This window comes from Streptomyces sp. NPDC002057, from assembly GCF_040296665.1.
In the GTDB taxonomy this organism is placed as follows: domain Bacteria; phylum Actinomycetota; class Actinomycetes; order Streptomycetales; family Streptomycetaceae; genus Streptomyces.
In genome coordinates this window covers 36,921-56,350 of record NZ_JBEOXR010000030.1, presented here as the reverse complement: position 1 = coordinate 56,350, position 19,430 = coordinate 36,921, and the positions used below count along the sequence as shown (strand labels likewise).

Annotated in this window: 19 protein-coding genes and 4 tRNA genes; 13 read left to right on the top strand and 10 right to left on the bottom strand. The window is 70.5% G+C overall.

Features of this window, described 5'->3' with window-relative positions; translation table 11 throughout:
• Positions 1–64 precede the first annotated feature (64 nt).
• Positions 65–138, top strand: a tRNA-Asp gene (locus tag ABT129_RS22880).
• Between the two features lie 127 nt (positions 139–265).
• Complete coding sequence (locus tag ABT129_RS22875) at positions 266–571, top strand: DUF6274 family protein (protein WP_351904508.1); 306 nt, start codon at positions 266–268, stop codon at positions 569–571.
• Positions 572–900: 329 nt separating this feature from the next.
• Here ABT129_RS22875 and bldC read toward each other — a convergent pair whose 3' ends face one another.
• Both bldC and ABT129_RS22865 read right to left on the bottom strand, forming a co-directional pair.
• A complete protein-coding gene (gene bldC / locus ABT129_RS22870) occupies positions 901–1,107 on the bottom strand; it encodes a developmental transcriptional regulator BldC (RefSeq protein WP_003949541.1) in 207 nt (68 codons plus the stop codon).
• A 581-nt stretch (positions 1,108–1,688) separates the two neighbouring features.
• Positions 1,689–2,555, bottom strand: coding sequence for a DUF8083 family protein (locus ABT129_RS22865; RefSeq protein WP_351904505.1), 867 nt, complete (start codon positions 2,553–2,555; stop codon positions 1,689–1,691).
• Positions 2,556–2,710: 155 nt separating this feature from the next.
• Between ABT129_RS22865 and ABT129_RS22860 the strand changes: the two genes are divergently transcribed.
• The gene (locus tag ABT129_RS22860) at positions 2,711–3,802 is read left to right on the top strand and encodes a Leu/Phe/Val dehydrogenase (RefSeq protein WP_351904502.1); all 1,092 of its coding nucleotides are present in this window, start codon (positions 2,711–2,713) and stop codon (positions 3,800–3,802) included.
• A gap of 323 nt (positions 3,803–4,125) precedes the next feature.
• Positions 4,126–4,380 (top strand): DUF3073 domain-containing protein, encoded by a 255-nt coding sequence (locus ABT129_RS22855; RefSeq protein ID WP_351904499.1) that lies wholly within the window; start codon positions 4,126–4,128, stop codon positions 4,378–4,380.
• 134 nt (positions 4,381–4,514) lie between these two features.
• Here the strand turns inward: ABT129_RS22855 and purM are convergent, their stop codons facing one another.
• From purM to ABT129_RS22835, 4 genes are all read right to left on the bottom strand, one after another.
• The gene (purM, locus tag ABT129_RS22850; protein WP_351904496.1) at positions 4,515–5,582 is read right to left on the bottom strand and encodes a phosphoribosylformylglycinamidine cyclo-ligase; all 1,068 of its coding nucleotides are present in this window, start codon (positions 5,580–5,582) and stop codon (positions 4,515–4,517) included.
• Positions 5,583–5,642: 60 nt separating this feature from the next.
• Positions 5,643–7,169, bottom strand: coding sequence for an amidophosphoribosyltransferase (purF, locus tag ABT129_RS22845; protein ID WP_351904493.1), 1,527 nt, complete (start codon positions 7,167–7,169; stop codon positions 5,643–5,645).
• Between the two features lie 207 nt (positions 7,170–7,376).
• A complete protein-coding gene (locus ABT129_RS22840) occupies positions 7,377–8,234 on the bottom strand; it encodes an META domain-containing protein (protein ID WP_351904490.1) in 858 nt (285 codons plus the stop codon).
• Between the two features lie 50 nt (positions 8,235–8,284).
• Positions 8,285–9,073, bottom strand: a complete 789-nt coding sequence (locus ABT129_RS22835; protein WP_351904487.1) for a maleylpyruvate isomerase family mycothiol-dependent enzyme — start codon at positions 9,071–9,073, stop codon at positions 8,285–8,287.
• Positions 9,074–9,150: 77 nt separating this feature from the next.
• Here ABT129_RS22835 and ABT129_RS22830 point away from each other — a divergent pair, with 77 nt between their 5' ends.
• Entirely contained in the window at positions 9,151–9,555 is a 405-nt protein-coding gene (locus tag ABT129_RS22830) for a nuclear transport factor 2 family protein (RefSeq protein ID WP_351904484.1), read from the top strand.
• An 86-nt stretch (positions 9,556–9,641) separates the two neighbouring features.
• On the opposite strand, the gene purL is transcribed toward ABT129_RS22830, so the two are convergent.
• Genes purL through purS form a run of 3 tightly spaced genes read right to left on the bottom strand, consistent with a single transcriptional unit; the run spans position 9,642 to position 12,813 of the window.
• On the bottom strand, positions 9,642–11,891 hold the full coding sequence (gene purL / locus ABT129_RS22825) for a phosphoribosylformylglycinamidine synthase subunit PurL (RefSeq protein ID WP_351904481.1): 2,250 nt from the start codon (positions 11,889–11,891) through the stop codon (positions 9,642–9,644).
• Positions 11,891–12,571: a phosphoribosylformylglycinamidine synthase subunit PurQ gene (purQ, locus tag ABT129_RS22820; protein WP_030318250.1), complete on the bottom strand. Its 681-nt coding sequence runs from the start codon at positions 12,569–12,571 to the stop codon at positions 11,891–11,893. Before purQ ends, purL begins: the two co-directional genes overlap by 1 nt.
• Positions 12,568–12,813 carry a phosphoribosylformylglycinamidine synthase subunit PurS gene (purS, locus tag ABT129_RS22815; protein ID WP_017240564.1) on the bottom strand — a complete coding sequence of 82 codons (246 nt, stop codon included), beginning with the start codon at positions 12,811–12,813 and terminating at the stop codon, positions 12,568–12,570. Before purS ends, purQ begins: the two co-directional genes overlap by 4 nt.
• A gap of 366 nt (positions 12,814–13,179) precedes the next feature.
• Between purS and ABT129_RS22810 the strand changes: the two genes are divergently transcribed.
• From ABT129_RS22810 to ABT129_RS22775, 8 genes are all read left to right on the top strand, one after another.
• Positions 13,180–13,521 carry a histone-like nucleoid-structuring protein Lsr2 gene (locus ABT129_RS22810; RefSeq protein ID WP_351904478.1) on the top strand — a complete coding sequence of 114 codons (342 nt, stop codon included), beginning with the start codon at positions 13,180–13,182 and terminating at the stop codon, positions 13,519–13,521.
• A gap of 134 nt (positions 13,522–13,655) precedes the next feature.
• Positions 13,656–13,727 (top strand) — tRNA-Gly (locus ABT129_RS22805).
• 81 nt (positions 13,728–13,808) lie between these two features.
• Positions 13,809–13,881, top strand: a tRNA-Gly gene (locus tag ABT129_RS22800).
• 174 nt (positions 13,882–14,055) lie between these two features.
• Positions 14,056–14,973 carry an ABC transporter ATP-binding protein gene (locus tag ABT129_RS22795; RefSeq protein WP_351904475.1) on the top strand — a complete coding sequence of 306 codons (918 nt, stop codon included), beginning with the start codon at positions 14,056–14,058 and terminating at the stop codon, positions 14,971–14,973.
• Entirely contained in the window at positions 14,970–15,761 is a 792-nt protein-coding gene (locus ABT129_RS22790) for an ABC transporter permease (RefSeq protein ID WP_351904472.1), read from the top strand. The genes ABT129_RS22795 and ABT129_RS22790 overlap by 4 nt, the downstream gene beginning before the upstream one ends.
• A 317-nt stretch (positions 15,762–16,078) precedes the next feature.
• Positions 16,079–17,389: a sensor histidine kinase gene (locus ABT129_RS22785; protein WP_351904469.1), complete on the top strand. Its 1,311-nt coding sequence runs from the start codon at positions 16,079–16,081 to the stop codon at positions 17,387–17,389.
• The gene (locus tag ABT129_RS22780) at positions 17,386–18,078 is read left to right on the top strand and encodes a response regulator (RefSeq protein ID WP_351904466.1); all 693 of its coding nucleotides are present in this window, start codon (positions 17,386–17,388) and stop codon (positions 18,076–18,078) included. The genes ABT129_RS22785 and ABT129_RS22780 overlap by 4 nt, the downstream gene beginning before the upstream one ends.
• Positions 18,079–18,100: 22 nt before the next feature.
• A tRNA-Gly gene (locus tag ABT129_RS22775) sits at positions 18,101–18,176 on the top strand.
• Positions 18,177–18,252: 76 nt separating this feature from the next.
• Here the strand turns inward: ABT129_RS22775 and ABT129_RS22770 are convergent.
• On the bottom strand, positions 18,253–19,161 hold the full coding sequence (locus ABT129_RS22770; protein ID WP_351904463.1) for a phosphoribosylaminoimidazolesuccinocarboxamide synthase: 909 nt from the start codon (positions 19,159–19,161) through the stop codon (positions 18,253–18,255).
• Between the last annotated feature and the right edge of the window lie 269 nt (positions 19,162–19,430).

The window sequence follows — 19,430 nt, the reverse complement described above, 5'->3', positions numbered from 1 at the left end:
TCGACCGGACCGCTGACCTGCTGTACAGTCTTGCTTGCAGCCACTCACGAGGGGCCGCGAACAAGGACCTGTGGAGCAGTTGGTTAGCTCGCCACCCTGTCAAGGTGGAGGTCGCGGGTTCAAGTCCCGTCAGGTTCGCTTCACCGAAAGGCCCGCATCACACGATGCGGGCCTTTCGTTGTGTTCCCGTGTCTTGACGGGGCCACGCGCCCACCGGTACCCCGGACATCAGGGAATCGGGGGCCCACACCGGAGGTGGTCGCGCATGGCCGCGGCGTCCGCAGCACGACACGACACACGAGCACTGCTGCGCGCCCATCTGGCGGCCGCGTCCCGCTATGGACACCTCACGCGCCACTGCGTGGTCTGCCACCGCCTCCTGCGGCTCGCCATGGAGCTTCCCGAGCCTCCGGAGCCCCTGGAGTCCCAGGGACCGGAGGAGTCGGAGGAGACGCCCTCCGAGACGCCCTCCAGGACTCCCCCCGAGGCTCCCTCCGGTGCCCCCGAGGGGCTCCGGGGGCCGGCCGGGTCCGCGGGGGCCACTGAGGACGAAAGTCCTACCGACCCATGACCAACGGCGGGTTGGGAGCGTTCCCCACAGTGGCAGGCTGTTCTTTGGCAAGACTTCACAGGTGTGACGGGAGTCACTGAAGCAGTTTCAGGAACCGCTTCACTTACACCCTTCCTACACCAGCCAGATTTAATATGTGCAATTGCACCGGCCCTCACGGAGTGGCGCCGGACACAAAAGAAGATCGCGCCAGACCCGGCGGAGTCCAGCGCGATCGTTGACGCGGGCCTGTTGGGGCAGGATCACGTCGGCAGAGCTAGGGGTGGGCCACCGGATTGGGGGATCCGGACAGGCCCGGTGTTACGGGGTACTGCGGGGTGTGCGCGACCTCAGGCCTCGCTGCGCTGCTGCGGAATACCCGCCAGCAGCGCGCGAACCTCGGCCTCGCGGTAGCGGCGGTGTCCACCCAGGGTGCGGATGGACGTGAGCTTCCCGGCCTTCGCCCAACGGGTCACCGTCTTCGGGTCCACGCGGAACATCGTGGCAACCTCGGCAGGGGTCAGCAGCGGCTCGGCATCAGGGGTGCGAGCGGTCATGAGCGGCCTCCTCGGGAGAACCGAACCTTCTCGGTTCTTTCCTCTAAATTCTGCACCTTGACCCGCGTTGCCCGAAATGGCAGAAGCGGGCCGAGTCGGTTATAGGACGAACGGCTTGTCCTCGGCACTACAACTACACCATCCGTCCAGCCACGTCGGCCAAACCGATGGAATTGCCCTCGCAGGTGTTCATCAGCGGCGGAAGTCGATGGACCATGCCATAACGGACAGTCACGCGGCTGTGACGATCAGTCACAGAGCGATCAGGAGTCCTCAGACCCCCCATAGAGTGCAATGCTGAGCGTTCCGCCCATAGATGGACGGAAGGAACCCTCCCCGGACTCCTTGTCCTATTTTGGCACGAGGGTGGGTGATCGACGCAAGGGTGCGGTAAGTGCTGTCCGTCACGCTTGAGCCAAAGGCCCGGATCGGGACCAACGTCCCCGCCCAGCAGGTGCCGAAAGACCCGGACCCCGCGAACACCGAAATCCGGGCAGCGGGATCCGGACAGCCCTGAAGATCATTTACACCGGTCGGACATGTCTTGTCGATACCGACCTGACGAAGATGCCCGACTGATGTCAATTCGCGAAGCGCAGGTCCCTGACGATCCGCCAGCGCTCCGCCAGCCGCCCGTACGCGTCGCTCGCCCCCTCGCCGTCCCCCGCGCGCAGCGCCGCGATCCCCTCCGCCAGCTGCGCCGCCGACCGGTCCTCGGCCAGCCACTCCTCCGTGACCGCGTGCACCAGGCCCCCGAAGTCCAGCTCCACCAGCGCCCGCGGATGGAACTCCTCCAGCCAGCGCCCCACCTCGATCAGGCCCTCCGTCATCGGGCCTTCGTCGATCGACTCCCGCAGGGCCCGCAGCGCCCGCGCGAGACGCCGGCGCGCCTGCGCCATCGTCGTCCGGTAGCGCAGCACCGGCGCCCGGCCCGGCTCCGCACCCCCCGCACCGCCCGGCTCCCCCGGCTCGTACTGCCGGTCCTCGTCCCCGAAGAGCGCGAACCAGCGCAGCGGGACCTGCCAGACCGCCGTGCGGATCCACGGCCGCGCGTCCGGGTTCCTGCTCAGCCACCGCTCGTAGTCGCCCGCCACCTGGAGGCGTACGACCGGCGGCAGCATCGCGTCCAGCACGGGACCGGGGAACTGGCCGTCCAGCTCCTGGAGCGCCAGCCAGCCGCGCAGCCGCGTCCGCCACGGACAGATCACCACCACCCCGTCCAGGTGGGCGACGAAGGCCTCCCCGCTCTCGTGGACGGGCACCGGCACCGGCGGCGTCGGGAGAAGGTCCGCGAGGGAGCGCCGCAGCTCCTCCTGCGCCCCCGGGGTGTGCGGCCGGCGCGCGTACCGGGCCCAGTGGGTCCGCTCCGGCTCGGGGAACGCGGCCAGCGGCTCGTACACCCGCAGATAGGACGCGTAGGGGATGAGGACCGAGGAGGCGACCGACATGTCGCGAATCCTTCCACGGAGGTACTCCGGGAGGGGGTGATCCTGAGCACTGCGGCCGATCTACGCCCAGGTAGGACTTACCCTCTTGCCGAACTGGTCCTCCCCCACCCACAGGGAGGGCCGAAACCGCCGCTTCGTACTTGGGAGTCACCACCGTGACCGATGTGACCGGCGTTCCTGCTGACGTACTGCGCACCCTGTTCCACTCGGAGCAGGGTGGCCACGAGCAAGTCGTGCTCTGCCAGGACCGCGCCACCGGCCTCAAGGCCGTCATCGCCCTCCACTCCACCGCCCTGGGCCCCGCCCTCGGCGGCACCCGCTTCTACCCGTACGCCAGTGAGGCCGAGGCGATCGCCGACGCGCTCAACCTGGCCCGCGGCATGTCGTACAAGAACGCCATGGCCGGTCTCGACCACGGCGGCGGCAAGGCCGTCATCATCGGCGACCCGGAGAAGATCAAGTCGGAGGAGCTCCTCCTCGCCTACGGCCGCTTCGTGGCCTCTCTCGGCGGCCGGTACGTCACGGCCTGCGACGTCGGCACCTACGTCGCCGACATGGACGTCGTCGCCCGCGAGAACACCTGGACCACCGGCCGCTCCCCCGAGAACGGCGGCGCCGGCGACTCCTCCGTCCTCACCGCCTTCGGCGTCTTCCAGGGCATGCGCGCCTCCGCGCAGACCCTCTGGGGCGACCCGACCCTGCGCGGCCGCAAGGTCGGCGTCGCGGGCGTCGGCAAGGTCGGCCACTACCTCGTCGAGCACCTCCTGGAGGACGGCGCCGAGGTCGTGATCACCGATGTGCGCGAGGAGTCGGTGCGCCGGATCACGGACAAGCACCCGCAGGTCACCGTCGTCGCCGACACCGAGGCGCTGATCCGCGTCGAGGGTCTCGACATCTACGCGCCCTGCGCGCTGGGCGGCGCCCTGAACGAGGAGACCGTGCCGTTCATCACCGCGAGCATCGTCTGCGGCGCGGCCAACAACCAGCTCGCCCACCCGGGCATCGAGAAGGACCTCGTGGAGCGCGGGATCCTCTACGCGCCCGACTACGTGGTCAACGCCGGTGGCGTGATCCAGGTCGCGGACGAGCTGCACGGCTTCGACTTCGACCGCTGCAAGGCGAAGGCCACGAAGATCTTCGACACCACCCTCGAAATCTTCGCACGTGCGAAGGCGGACGGAATCCCGCCGGCCGCGGCCTCCGACCGGATCGCCGAGCAGCGCATGTCGGACGCGCGACGCGCCTGAGTGCGCGGCGTGGCCCGTGTGCCGCCCCGGCGGGCCGCACACGGGCCACGCACGGGGCCGGACCGTCGCCGGGGAGACTTCTCTCACGCCCCTCGGCGGGTCGGCCCTCAAGAAGAGGTTAAAATCGCGATTGACCAGCGAGGAAAGGGCACCTCGAAGGTTCTGTACCGGGGTATGTGATGCGCGCGGCGTACCGTAGACCCGCGGAAACAGGTACCGTTGAAGCCCTACGGACCGGTCTCTCTGTCGAGAGTCCGTTCCGAATCATGAACGCGTGTCAAGACTCTGGGGCCATCGAGCCCCGTCACCGAGGGGGTCGAGCCATGGGGCGCGGCCGGGCAAAGGCCAAGCAGACCAAGGTCGCCCGCCAGCTGAAGTACAGCAGCGGCGGGACAGACCTGACGCGTCTGGCCAATGAGCTGGGCGCTTCGACTTCGAACCAGCCGCCGAATGGCGAGCCGTTCGAGGACGACGACGAGGAAGACGACCCGTACGCCCAGTACGCGGATCTCTATAACGAGGACGACGAGGACGAGGACGACGAGTCCGGTCCTGGTTCGTCCCCGCGTCGCGCTTGACCTTCTGAATCACCGAAACCCGGTCCGGGATCACCCGGCCGGGTTTCTGTGCTGTCCGCGTACGGGCGGGCCCGGGACCCGCGGAACGCGGACGGGGCGCCCCCTCAGGGACGCCCCGACACGTACAGCCCGTCCTACTTCGCGTACTCCCCGACCAGCTCCGCGCCCGTGGTGTGGGCGCCGCGCTCGGTGATCTCGCCCGCGACCCAGGCCTCGACGCCCCGGTCCTCCAGCGTCGCCAGGGCCGCGTCCACGGAGTCGGCCGGCACGACGGCCATCATGCCGACACCCATGTTCAGGGTCTTCTCCAGCTCCAGGCGCTCCACCTGACCGGCCTTGCCGACCAGGTCGAAGATCGCGCCCGGCGCCCAGGTGGAACGGTCGACCGTGGCGTGCAGGCCGTCCGGGATCACCCGGGCCAGGTTGGCCGCGAGGCCGCCGCCCGTGATGTGGCTGAACGCGTGGACGTCCGTGGTCCGGGTGAGGGCCAGGCAGTCGAGGGAGTAGATCTTCGTGGGCTCCAGGAGCTCCTCGCCGAGCGTCCGGCCGAGCTCCTCGACCCGCTGGTCGAGGGTCATGCCGGCGCGGTCGAAGACCACGTGCCGGACGAGCGAGTACCCGTTGGAGTGAAGACCCGAGGAGGCCATGGCGATGACCGCGTCCCCCGTACGGATGCGATCGGCCCCGAGGAGCCGGTCGTACTCCACGACGCCCGTGCCCGCGCCGGCCACGTCGAAGTCGTCCGGGCCGAGGAGGCCCGGGTGCTCCGCCGTCTCGCCGCCGACCAGGGCGCAGCCGGCCAGGACGCAGCCCTCGGCGATGCCCTTGACGATGGCGGCGACCCGCTCCGGGTGGACCTTGCCCACACAGATGTAGTCGGTCATGAAGAGCGGCTCGGCGCCGCAGACGACGATGTCGTCCATGACCATCGCGACCAGGTCGTGGCCGATGGTGTCGTACACGCCCATCTGGCGGGCGATGTCGACCTTCGTCCCGACACCGTCGGTGGCGGAGGCGAGCAGCGGACGCTCGTAGCGCTTGAGGGCGGAGGCGTCGAAGAGGCCGGCGAAGCCCCCGAGGCCACCGAGGACCTCAGGGCGCTGCGTCTTCTTCACCCACTCCTTCATGAGCTCGACGGCGCGGTCACCCGCCTCGATGTCGACGCCCGCGGACGCGTAGCTGGCACCAGTGGTCTCAGACATGGGTTGAGAACTTTCGTGTCGTACTGCGGGTGTGCAGCGGGGTCTTACGGGCGGCAGGACTCACGGACGACGGAGAGCGTCGGAGGCGGCGGTGGCCGCGGGACCCGCGGCCAGCTCGTTCTCCAGGAGCTGCTTGCCGAGCAGCTCGGGGTCCGGCAGCTCCATCGGGTACTCGCCGTCGAAGCAGGCACGGCAGAGGTTCGGCTTCTGGATCGTGGTCGCCTCGATCATCCCGTCGAGGGAGATGTACGAGAGCGAGTCCGCGCCCAGCGACTTGCCGATCTCGTCGATCGACATGCCGTTGGCGATCAGCTCCGCGCGGGTGGCGAAGTCGATGCCGAAGAAGCAGGGCCACTTCACCGGCGGAGAGGAGATCCGGATGTGGATCTCGGCCGCGCCGGCCTCGCGGAGCATCTTGACCAGGGCGCGCTGGGTGTTGCCGCGGACGATCGAGTCGTCGACGACCACCAGGCGCTTGCCCTTGATGACGTCCTTGAGGGGGTTCAGCTTCAGCCGGATGCCGAGCTGGCGGATGGTCTGGGAGGGCTGGATGAAGGTGCGCCCGACGTAGGCGTTCTTCACCAGGCCCGCGCCGAAGGGGATGCCCGAGGCCTCGGCGTAGCCGATCGCGGCCGGGGTGCCGGACTCCGGCGTCGCTATGACCAGGTCGGCCTCGACGGGCGCCTCCTTCGCGAGGCGGCGGCCCATCTCCACGCGGGAGAGGTACACGTTCCGGCCGGCGATGTCGGTGTCCGGGCGGGCCAGGTACACGTATTCGAAGACGCAGCCCTTGGGCTTCGCTTCCGCGAATCGCGAGGTGCGGATGCCGTTCTCGTCGATCGCGATCATCTCGCCCGGCTCGACCTCGCGGACGTAGCTGGCGCCGCAGATGTCGAGAGCGGCGGACTCGGAGGCGACCACCCAGCCACGCTCCAGGCGACCGAGGACCAGCGGGCGGATGCCCTGCGGGTCACGGGCCGCGTAGAGCGTGTGCTCGTCCATGAAGACGAGGGAGAAGGCGCCCCGGACGTCGGGGAGGACCTTCGCGGCGGCCTGCTCGATGGTGAGCGGCGTACCGTCCTCGCCCACCTGGCCCGCGAGGAGCGCGGTGACCAGGTCGGTGTCGTTGGTAGCGGCCACCCGGGTCGAGCGGCCTTCCTTCTTGGGCAGGTCCGCGACCATCTCGGCGAGCTGCGCCGTGTTCACCAGGTTGCCGTTGTGGCCGAGCGCGATCGAGCCGCGGGCGGTTGCCCGGAACGTCGGCTGCGCGTTCTCCCACACGGAGGCCCCGGTGGTCGAGTAGCGGGCGTGACCGACCGCGATATGACCTTGGAGGGAACCGAGAGAGGTCTCGTCGAAGACCTGGGAGACAAGCCCCATGTCCTTGAAGACGAGGATCTGGGAGCCGTTGCTGACCGCGATACCCGCGGATTCCTGGCCCCGATGCTGGAGGGCGTAGAGCCCGAAGTACGTGAGCTTTGCGACCTCTTCACCCGGAGCCCAGACACCGAAGACGCCACAAGCGTCCTGGGGGCCCTTCTCACCGGGAAGCAGGTCGTGATTGAGTCGACCGTCACCACGTGGCACGTTTCCGAGTGTAGACGGGCTCGACCACTGGTCCGAATTGAGGAAATGCGGGGTCGGCCCCCTCGTACGATCGCACGAAATGATCATCTCCGGCTTGGAGAGGGCTACAAAGCAGGCGCGGTAAGGGATTCCGCCCCCGGGCCCCTCCCGAGCGGACGCTCGTACCAGCCGGGGTGACTCCCCGCGATGTGACGGAGTGCACCCCGATCACGGCCGCGCGGACGGCTTCGCGGCCTTCTCGGCCTCCGCCGCACGCGCCGTGAACCCCTCGCCCGAGGCGTTCGTGAGGGTCAGCTTCCGATGGTCGAGCCGGTAGGTGAGCGGACCGTCGAGAATCTCGTACAGCTGTGTCTCCAGCTGCATCTGAGTGGTCGTGCACATCATGCGGGTGGTGGCGGCCGGCCCCTCGACCGTCAGCGTCCTCCCCTCGACCCGGGCGGTCGCGGAGAAGTTGTTGCAGCCCAGGTTGCCGGTGACCCGGCCGTCCGCGCCGAGCACGAGCCGCGCCTTGCCCCCGGTGCCGGGCTGCAGGGAGGACGCCGTGCCCCCGGAGACCAGCCCGTCGATCTTCCAGGTGGTGCCCCGGAGCGGAAGGTCCTTCTCGGCGGCCAGTTCCACGGCGTTCCGGCCGTCCGCCGAGGTCAGAGTGAGGGACTCGCCCTTCAGCCTCCCCGTGAGCGGACCGGTGAGCGCCTTGACCAACTCGGCCTCGAAGCGCCCCCGGTCCCCCGCACAGCCGATCTGGGTGATCTCCTGCGGGGACACCGTGAGGGTCTCCCCCCGCACGGCGACGGTCGCTCCGAAGCTGTTGCAGCCACTGTTGCCCCGGGCCCGGCCGTCCTTCCCGAACTCGACACGGGCACCGTCCGGGGCGGCGGACCTGCGCCCGTCGATCGTCACGGCGCCGATCGTCCACTGGGTCCCGGCGACGGGCAGGTCCGGGGAGACGGTGTCGGATCCGGAACCCGGACCGGAGGCGGAGCCCGTCCCTCCCTCCGTGCCGCAGGCGGCGAGGAGGAGGACCAGGGCGGCGGATGCGAGGATGCGCTGCGTCTGCGTCTGCATGGGAATGGGACGGACGCCGCCGCGCGTCGGTTCCGCCGCGCCCGCGCGGCTCACCCCATCAGGGGCAGAAGGTCCTTCAGATCCGCGCGCTCGCCGCTCGCGCCGACCCGCGCCTCGTCCAGCTCCGTCGCCCACTCCGCCCGCCCGGTCGCCAGCCTGATCCAGGTCAGCGGGTCCGTCTCGACCACGTTGGGCGGGGTGCCCCGGGTGTGCCGGGGGCCCTCCACGCACTGCACCACCGCGTACGGCGGAATCCGCACCTCGACCGCCCCGCCCGGCGCCCGCACCGCGAGCACGTCGGCCAGCAGCCGGGTGCAGGTGGCGAGGGCCTGCCGGTCGTACGGGATCCCGGCGCCGGTCGCCGCGTTCAGGTCGTCGGTGTGGACGACGAGTTCGACGGTCCGGGTGACGAGGAAGTCGGCGAGGGTCATCGTCCCGAAGGTCAGCGGCAGCAGCCGCTCACCGGCCGCCCCCTCCAGCGCCCGGTCGACGTCGTCCGCCACGCGCGCGTACAGCCCCGGCAGGTCCGAGGCGTCGATGCCACGGGTGAACACGTCGATCCGCTCGGCGGCTCCCGCCGTCACGGACGGCCAGTCCAGCAGGGCGAGCCGGTCCTCCCCCCGCTCCGGCGCCGCGAGGAGCCGCGGCACCGAGTCGACCATCCACGCGAGGTGCGCCGCCAGGTCCCGCACCGTCCACTCCCCCAGCCGGGTCGGCCCGTCCAACTGCTCGGGCGTGAGCGCCTCCACCGCCTCCCGCACGTGCCGGAACTGGGCCAGGACGGCGGCCCTCGTCTTGGCGGAGTCGTAGCTGCGGGTGCGCTTCTTGGCCGGTGGCATGGGGGCGAGGGTAGTCGGAGACTGGAGGAGGAGGGCTGCCAGCACACACCTACCCGTACGAGAGGGGTCGGACCGTCATGGCCGAGCACCCTGACATCGCAGTGGTCCGCCAGGGCTTCGAAGCGTGGACCAGGGGGGACATGGACACCGTCGGCACCCTGATGACGGCGGACTGCACGCACCACTCGCCCGGCGAGAGCCAGATCTCCGGGCACTACAAGGGCAGGGACAACATCCTCGCCATGTACAGGAAGATGTTCGAGCTCACCGGCGGCAGGATGCGGATCACGATGGACTCCGTCTCCGTCGACGGCCGCGGCCACGCCGTGGCCGCCAACACCTTCTACGCCGAACGCGGCGACCGGGGCATCGAGATGAAGGGCGCGCTCGTCTTCACCCTCGTCGGCGGAAAGATCACCGACATCGACGAGTGCGTCGCGGACATCGAGCAGTCCGACGCCTTCTGGGGCCGGGCCGAGTAACCGGAACCGACGAGAAGGCCCCCGCCCCGACCCGAAGGTCAGGACGGGGGCCTCCCCCTCGCTCGCCTACCGGCAGCGGCTCCGCATCAGGCCAGCAGGCCCGGGATCGTCGCCTCGTGCGCCGCGCGCAGCTCCGTCAGGGAGAGCGCGAACTCGCCCTGCACGTCCACGGTGTCACCGTCGACCACGCCGATCCGCGCCGCCGGCAGACCCCGCGCACCGCACATGTCGGTGAAGCGGAGTTCCTCGCTGCGCGGGACGGCCACGACCGCACGGCCGGCCGACTCGCTGAAGAGGAACGTGAACGCGTCCAGGGCCTCCGGGACGACCAGACGCGCGCCGTTCCCACCGCGCAGGCAGGACTCGACGACCGCCTGGACGAGACCGCCGTCCGACAGGTCGTGCGCCGCGTCGATCATGCCGTCGCGGGAGGCCGAGATCAGGATCTCGCCGAGCAGCTTCTCCCGGTCGAGGTCCACGGCCGGCGGCAGACCGCCGAGGTGCTGGTGGACGACCTCGGACCAGGCCGAGCCGCCGAACTCCTCGCGCGTGTCGCCGAGCAGGTAGAGGAGCTGGCCCTCTTCCGCGAAGGCGATCGGCGTACGGCGGTTCACGTCGTCGATCACACCGAGGACCGCGACGACGGGCGTCGGGTGGATCGCCACGTCACCGGTCTGGTTGTACAGGGAGACGTTGCCGCCGGTCACCGGGGTGCCCAGCTGCAGGCAGCCGTCCGCGAGACCACGGGTGGCCTCGGCGAACTGCCACATCACGGCCGGGTCCTCGGGCGAACCGAAGTTCAGGCAGTCCGAGATGGCCAGCGGCTTGGCACCGGAGGCGGCGACGTTGCGGTACGCCTCCGCCAGGGCGAGCTGCGCACCCGTGTACGGGTCGAGCTTCGCGTACCGGCCGTTGCCGTCGGTCGCCATGGCCACGCCGAGGTTGGTCTCCTCGTCGATCCGGACCATGCCCGCGTCCTCGGGCTGCGCCAGGACCGTGTTGCCCTGCACGAACCGGTCGTACTGGTCCGTGATCCACGCCTTGGAGGCCTGGTTCGGGGAGGACACCAGCTTCAGGACCTGGTCCTTCAGCTCGGCGCCGTTCTGCGGCCGGGGCAGCTTGCCGGCGTCGTCGGCCTGGAGCGCGTCCTGCCACTCCGGGCGCGCGTACGGCCGGTGGTAGGTCGGGCCCTCGTGGGCGACGGAGCGCGGCGGCACGTCGACGATCTGCTCGCCGTGCCAGAAGATCTCCAGGCGCTCGCCCTCGGTCACCTCACCGATGACGGTGGCGATGACGTCCCACTTCTCGCAGATCTCCAGGAAGCGCTCGACGTGCACGGGCTCGACGATCGCGCACATGCGCTCCTGCGACTCGCTCATGAGGATCTCCTCGGGCGAGAGGGTCGCGTCGCGCAGGTGGACCCGGTCGAGCTCGACGCGCATGCCGCCGGAACCGGCCGAGGCCAGCTCGGACGTGGCGCAGGAGAGCCCGGCGCCGCCGAGGTCCTGGATGCCCGCGACCAGCTTCTCCTTGAAGATCTCCAGGGTGCACTCGATGAGGAGCTTCTCCTGGAAGGGGTCGCCGACCTGGACGGCGGGGCGCTTGGTGGGCTTGGTGTCGTCGAAGGTCTCGGACGCGAGGACCGAGACGCCGCCGATGCCGTCGCCGCCCGTGCGGGCGCCGTACAGGATCACCTTGTTGCCGGGGCCCGAGGCCTTGGCGAGGTGGATGTCCTCGTGCTTCATGACGCCGATGCAGCCCGCGTTGACCAGCGGGTTGCCCTGGTAGCACTCGTCGAAGACGACCTCGCCGCCGATGTTCGGCAGGCCGAGGCAGTTGCCGTAGCCGCCGATGCCGGCGACGACACCGGGCAGCACGCGCTTGGTGTCGGGGTGGTCGGCCGCGCCGAAGCGCAGCGGGTCGACGACCGCGACCGGACGGGCACCCATGGCGAGGATGTCGCGGACGATGCCGCCGACGCCGGTGGCCGCGCCCTGGTAGGGCTCGATGTACGAGGGGTGGTTGTGCGACTCGACCTTGAAGGTGACCGCGTACCCCTGGCCGACGTCGACGACGCCCGCGTTCTCACCGATGCCGACGAGCATGGCGTCGTTCTCGGGGGTCTTCTCGCCGAACTGCTTCAGGTGGACCTTGCTGCTCTTGTAGGAGCAGTGCTCGGACCACATGACGGAGTACATGGCGAGTTCGGCGCCGGTGGGCCGGCGGTCGAGGATCTCGCGGATGCGCTCGTACTCGTCCTTCTTGAGGCCGAGTTCCTGCCAGGGCTGCTCGACGTCGGGCGTCCCGGTGGCGTGCTTGACGGTGTCGAGGCTCATCAGGCGTTGACCAGCTTCTTGAGGATCGAGGTGAAGAAACCGAGGCCGTCCGTCTTCCCGGTGCCGACGAGCGGCTCGACGGCGTGCTCGGGGTGCGGCATGAGGCCGACCACGTTGCCCGCGGCGTTGGTGATGCCCGCGATGTCACGCAGCGAGCCGTTGGGGTTGACGTCGAGGTAGCGGAAGGCGACCCGCCCCTCGGCCTCCAGCTCGTCGAGCACCCGCTCGTCGGCGACGTACCGGCCGTCCATGTTCTTGAGCGGGACCTCGATCTCCTGGCCCTCGGTGTAGTCCGAGGTCCAGGCGGTCTCCGCGTTCTCCACCCGCAGCTTCTGGTCGCGGCAGATGAAGTGGAGGTGGTTGTTGCGCAGCATCGCGCCCGGCAGCAGATGGGCCTCGGTGAGGATCTGGAAGCCGTTGCAGATACCGAGGACGGGCATGCCCGCCTTCGCCTGCTCGATGATCGTCTCCATCACCGGCGAGAAGCGGGAGATGGCGCCGGCCCGCAGGTAGTCGCCGTAGGAGAAACCGCCGGCCAGGACCACGGCGTCGACCTGCTTGAGGTCCTTGTCGCGGTGCCAGAGCGAGACGGGCTCGGCGCCCGCCAGGCGGGCGGCACGCAGCGCGTCCTGGTCGTCGAGCGTTCCGGGGAACGTGACGACGCCGATGCGTGCGGTCACGACTCCACCTTCACGATGAAGTCTTCGATCACGGTGTTTGCAAGGAAGGTCTCGGCCATCTCGTGGATGCGGGCGAGGGCGGCGTCATCGACCGGCCCCTCCACCTCCAGCTCGAAACGCTTCCCCTGACGGACGTCGGCGATTCCGGCGAATCCCAGGCGGGGCAGTGCACGCTGCACCGCCTGCCCCTGAGGGTCGAGGATCTCCGGCTTGAGCATGACGTCGACTACGACGCGTGCCACTGGCACTCCCGGTGGTGTGTTGCGTGGGCGGTTCCCTCAGCGTACCTGTCTCCAAATTCTACGCGGGTAGAGATCTGAAGGATCCTCCAAAAGCCAGGCCAGGACCCGCCCCCGCCGACGAACAGCAACCACACCCCCGCCCGAGCACGCCCACGCAAAATTCCAGTGAAATATTGCAGACCTCATTGCACCGGGACACGCTGAAACAATTGCCAGGGCTTCACAATGCGACGCCTACCGCTGTACAAAGGAATCCAGAAGAAAGCAGCATTGTCCCGGCACAGCCGTTCGGTCGACATCACCGCACGTCAGAGGCGCCACAAGCGCCCCCTCTGCGGCGTCGACCGCAGGAAAGGACCGATATCCGTGGCTCAGCGTGTGGTGGTCACTCTCTCCGACGACATGGACGGCGGAGAAGCGGCTGAAACGGTCGCGTTCGGCCTCGACGGGAAGATGTACGAGATCGACCTGAATGCTGCCAATGCAAAGAAACTCCGCAAGGCCCTCGCCCCGTACCTCGCCGCCGGGCGCAAGCAGTCCGGCAGAGCCGCGGCCGGCCGGAGCCCCTCGGTGGAGACGTACACCCACACCTCCCTCGCCCCCGATCCGGCGGCGGTCCGCGCCTGGGCGCAGTCCAACAAGATGGAGGTGCCCGCCCGCGGCCGCATCCCGAAGCGGGTCTACGAGGCCTTCCGCGCCGCGAGCTGACGTCTGCCGGGGCCGGTCCCGGCGGGCCCGGACGGACCCGGCGCCGCGTCGATTTGCATTGCACCCCCCATGATCCGCTAAAGTCTGGAACACGCCGAGGGGCGAGGCCGACAAGGTCCCACCTCACGCAGCGTGCGGGTGTAGTTCAGTAGTAGAACATCCCCCTTCCAGGGGGAAGGCGCAGTGTGCAATTCCTGTCACCCGCTCTGCATCGCATGACCGAAGCACTCCGGTGCATCGGGTAGAGTGGTGCTCGCACCGCCCAGTGAGAGCTGAGCGGCAGCAATGCGGACGTGGCTCAGTTGGTAGAGCATCACCTTGCCAAGGTGAGGGTCGCGAGTTCGAATCTCGTCGTCCGCTCAGGAAAGAAGGCCCCGGTTCTCTGGAACCGGGGCCTTCGTCGTGCTTCCCTTCTGGACGGGTGAGCCGGCCGGACGGTCGGCCTGTCGGTGGTCGCCCCCCATGACATTTGTCAGAAGCGGGTGGTGACAGCGCGCACTGCCGGTCGGCCCCCGCCGCCGGAAACCTGGACACATGACCAACGCGATCGAAGCGGAAGGCCTGCGCCGCGACTACTCGGGCGGCTTCGAGGCCGTCCGCGGCATCTCCTTCACCGTCCGGCGCGGCGAGATCTTCGCCCTGCTCGGCACCAACGGCGCCGGCAAGACCTCCACCGTCGAACTCCTCGAAGGACTCGCCGCCCCCAGCGGCGGGACCGCCCGGGTCCTCGGCCACGACCCGTACCGCGAACGGGCCGCCGTCCGCCCCCGTATCGGCGTGATGCTCCAGGAGGGCGGCTTCCCCACGGATCTCACCGTGGCCGAGACCGCGCGGATGTGGGCGGGCTGCACCAGCGGTGCCCGGCCGGCCGGCGAGGTACTCGCCATCACCGGACTCACCGGCCGCGAACGGGTACGGGTCAAGCAGCTCTCCGGCGGCGAACGCCGACGGCTCGACCTCGCCCTCGCGCTCCTCGGCCGCCCCGAGGTCCTCTTCCTCGACGAACCCACCACCGGCCTCGACGCCGAGGGCCGCCGCGACACCTGGGACCTCGTGCGGGCGTTGCGGGACGGCGGCACCACCGTCCTCCTCACCACCCACTACCTGGAGGAGGCCGAAGCCCTCGCCGACCGGCTCGCGATCATGCACCGCGGCCGGATCGTCCGCTCCGGCACCCCGTCCGAGGTCACCGCCGCCCGGCCCGCCCGCATCCGCTTCACCCTCGCCGACGGCGTACCGGCCGGCCGCCTCCCCCTGCACCTGCGGGCCGCCGAGGACAACGGCTGGGTCGAGATCCGTACCGAGTCCCTCCAGGAGGACCTCGCCGCACTCCTCGACTGGGCCCGGGACAACGGCGTACAGCTCGACGGGCTCGACGCCCGCTCCGCCTCCCTCGAAGAGGCCTTCCTCGACATCGCGGCACAGCACCCGGAAAAGGAGGAAGCCCGATGAGCTCCCTCGTCGACGCGCCCCGTCGCCTGCCGGCCCGCACCCGGCTCGTCGCCCTCGGCAGGGCCGAACTGACCCTGCTTGTCCGCAACCGCACGGCGCTCTTCGTCGCCGTCCTCGTGCCCCTCCTCATGGTCGGCGCGATCAGCACCTCGGTCCAGAACATCGACCTCGGCAAGGCGGGCACGACCATCGCCGAGGCCTCCATCACCGGCGGCATCGGCATGGCCCTCCTGATGGTCGTCCACTCCAACCTCGTCTCCGCCTACGTCGCCCGCCGCGAGGGACTCGTCCTCAAGCGGCTGCGGACGGGAGAACCCACCGACCTGGAGATCCTGACCGGCATCGCCCTGCCGGCCGCCGCCCTCACCCTCGCCCAGGCCGCGCTCCTGACCATCGGCGGCGTCACCGTCCTGCGCCTGCCCGCGCCCGCCCGGCCCGACCTGCTCCTCCTCGGCGTCCTCCTCGGCACCGTCCTGCTCACCGCCGTCGCCGCGGCCACCTCGGCCATCACCCGCACCGTGGACAGCGCCCAGCTCACCACCATGCCGCTCTTCCTGATCTCCTCCGTCGGCTCCGGGCTCTTCGTCCCCCTCTCCCTCCTCCCCGACCGCCTCGCCTCGATCTGCGAACTGCTGCCGCTGACGGGCGTCATGACCCTGGTCCGGGCCGGGTGGTCCGGCGGCGTGCCGGCGGACGATCTGCTGGGCGCCCTGCTGACCGCGGTGGCCTGGACCGCGCTCTCGGTGTTTGCTGTCCAGCGGTGGTTCCGCTGGGAACCGCGACGCTGAGACAGGCGGACGGGCCGAGACGGCACGGACAGCCCGGACAGCCCGGTCGACCTGTTCGGCCCGGGCAGCCCGGTCAGCCGGGTCAGCCGGGTCAGCCGGGTCAGCCGGGTCAGCCGGGTCAGGGCAGACAGCTCGGTCGGCTGCGAGGGCTGAGTCGGCGGAGTCGGCCGCGAAAGCTGAGAGAGTCGAGGCGGCCGGCGCCGGGGCTTCCGGCGTCGGGACCGCCGGTGCCGGGGAGATCGGTGCCGGGACCGCCGGTGCCGGAGCGACCAGGGCCGGCAGGACTCGTGCTCGACGACCGAGGAGGGGCTTCGCCCGTGAAGAGCTGGAGAGGCCGCAGCGGCCTCGCCAAGGTGGACCTCTACACCCGCGCCACCGTGTACATGCTGCTCTGGTCCGCCGTGTTCGTCCTCGGGCTCCTGCTCCTGGTCCGGCCGATCCGGCACGAGGCCCCGCTCCTCCTCGTCGTCGTCGCCCCCGTGCTCAACCTCGCCAACGGCATCCTCTGCCACCGCTTCCTGAGCCGTGCCATGGACGCGTACCTCCGGCCCGGGACCGTGCTCCGGCCGCGCGAGGTGCTGCCCGCGGCGGCGGCCGGAACGGCGACCACCGCCGCCGTCCTCCTCGAAGCGGCCACGGCCGACGTGACCGGGCTGCTGCCGGGGATGCTCGGGGCGGCGCTCGTCCCCTTCCTCGCCGGACACTGCCTGATCGTTCGCGCGCGGATCGTCGCCCTGCACCAGGCGCTCCTGATCGGGCTCCTCTTCTTCCTCGTCCCGCTCACCGACCGGGACACGGTGCAGAGCGTGAGCACCGTGGTGACCGTGGCCTTCATCACCGGCTGGCTCGCCGTCACCGTCCGCCTCTCGCTCTGGGTGCTCGGCGTCGTCTTCGAGCTGCGCGAGGCGCGCGACGTCCAGGCCCGGCTCGCGGTCGCCGAGGAGCGGCTCCGCTTCGGCCGCGACCTGCACGACATCCTCGGCCGGAACCTGTCCGTGATAGCGCTCAAGAGCGAGCTCGCCGTACAGCTCGCCCGGCGCGAACGCCCGGAGGCCGTCGACCAGATGATCGAGGTGCAGCGCATCGCCCAGGAGTCCCAGCGAGAGGTGCGGGACGTCGTGCGCGGCTACCGCGAGGCCGACCTGCGGGTGGAGCTGGAGGGCGCGCGGAGCGTGCTCGACGCGGCCGGCATCGACTGCGCCGTCGACTCCGCCGGACCGTGGCTCGACCTGCCCGACGAGGTCCGCTCGGCGCTCGGCTGGGTGGTCCGGGAGACCACGACGAACGTACTGCGGCACGGGGACGCGCGGCGCTGCGCCATCGCCGTGCGCGAGGAGGAGGACTCGGTGCTGCTGACGGTGGAGAACGACGGCGTCCGGACGGAGGCGGACGCGGAAGGGGGTACGGAGGGAGGTGCGGGTGACGGCGGCACCGGCGCCCGTACCGGTTCCGGCACCGGGCTCGTCGGGCTGCGGGAGCGGCTCGCGGCGGTCGGCGGAACGCTGGAGGCGGGGCCCGAGGACGGCGGTACCTTCCGGGTGACGGCCCGGATCCCCGTGGACCGCGTTCCCGGGGCCGGCGCGAAGGTGGTCCGGATTCCCGGCTCCGGGACGAGGGTGATCCGATGACCTCGCCCGTACCCCCGGGTGACGGGAAGCCGACGACTCCTCCCGTACCTCTCGTCGGCGGGGGCCCGGCGGCCCCGTCCGTACGCGTGCGCGTGCTGCTCGCCGACGACGAGCACCTGATCCGGGGCGCGCTCGCCGCGCTGCTCGGTCTCGAGGACGATCTCGTCGTCGTCGCCGAGGCCGCGACCGGACCCGAGGCGCTCGCCATGGCCCGGGCCCATCGCCCCGATGTCGCCGTGCTCGATCTGCAGATGCCGGGTGCCGACGGTGTGAGGGTCGCCACATCGCTGCGGGACGAACTGCCCGACTGCCGCACCATGATCGTGACCGGTCACGGCCGTCCCGGTCACCTCAAGCGGGCCCTCTCGGCCGGGGTCCGCGGCTTCGTGCCGAAGACGGTCAGCGCCCGGCGGCTCGCCGAGATCATCCGTACCGTGCACGCCGGAAACCGTTACGTGGACCCGGAGTTGGCGGCCGACGCCATCGCCGCCGGGGACTCCCCGCTGACCGCCCGGGAGGCCGAGGTGCTCGAACTCTCCGCCGACGGGGCGCCCGTCGCGGAGATCGCCCGGCGGGCCTCGCTCTCCCCCGGAACCGTCCGGAACTACCTCTCCTCGGCCGCCGCCAAACTCGGTGCGGAGAACCGGCACACGGCAGTCCGTCTCGCGCAGGCGAAAGGTTGGGTATAGTTGGCTCCGCGCTACGGCGCATGCGGACGTGGCTCAGTTGGTAGAGCATCACCTTGCCAAGGTGAGGGTCGCGAGTTCGAATCTCGTCGTCCGCTCCATGAAGAAGCCCCCGGTCGAATCGACCGGGGGCTTTCTCGTTCCCCCGGCCCGAGGGGCCGGGGGCCGGGGCGGCGGCTAGAAGCTGTCGGACCAGGCGTTGCCGGTCAGCAGCTCGTACGCCTCCAGGTACTTGGCGCGCGTGGCGTCCACGATCTCCTGCGGGAGGGGCGGCGGCGGCTGCTCGCTCTTGCGGTCCCAGCCGGAGGCCGGGGAGGTCAGCCAGTCCCGCACGAACTGCTTGTCGTACGAGGGCTGGGCGCGGCCCGGCTCCCACTGGGCGGCCGGCCAGAAGCGCGAGGAATCCGGGGTGAGGACCTCGTCGGCGAGGACGAGCGTCTCCCCGTCGAAGCCGAACTCGAATTTGGTGTCGGCGAGGATGATCCCGCGGTCGCGGGCGATGTCCCGGGCCCGGGAGTACACGGCGAGGGTGGTCTGCCGCAGGAGCGCGGCCGTCTCGGCGCCGACCTGGCGCGCGACCTCCTCGTACGAGACGTTCTCGTCGTGGTCTCCGACCGCGGCCTTGGTGGCCGGGGTGAAGATCGGGGCGGGCAGCTCCGAGCCGTCGGTGAGCCCCTCGGGGAGCGCGAGGCCGCAGACCGTGCGGGACGCGTCGTACTCGACCAGGCCGGAGCCGGTGAGGTAGCCGCGGGCGACGCACTCGACCGGGACCATGTTCAGCGACTTGCAGATCAGGGTGCGGCCGGCCCAGTCGGCGGGGGCGCCGGGCGGCAGCTCGGTCGAGAGCACGTGGTGGGGGACCAGGTCGGAGAGCCGGTCGAACCACCAGAGGGAGAGCTGGGTGAGGACCCGGCCCTTGTCGGGGATCTCGGTGGGCAGGACCCAGTCGTACGCGGACATGCGGTCGCTCGCCACCATCACGAGGTCACCGGCCTCGTTCCGGTACAGGTCGCGCACCTTGCCCGTGTGGAGATGGGTGAGGCCCGGGACCTGGACGGGCTCGGGCTTTTCTACGAATCCGGACACGGTTCCTCCGCGTAGGTTGATCCAGGAGCACGTCGATTCTCTCGCACCGGACGGGGTCCTCGGCGAGCGGGCCCGGTCAGCCCTGGTGAAGCCTCCCGGCCGGATCGGGCCGATGCCGTGACGGGGCTCGGTCGCGGGCGCGTTCGGGGGCCCGGTCGGACTCGTGGCCCGAGCCGGTCGGACTCGTGGCCCGAGCCGGTCGGACTCGTGGCCCGAGCCGGTCGGACTCGTGGCCCGAGCCGGTCGGACTCGTGGCCCGAGCCGGTCGG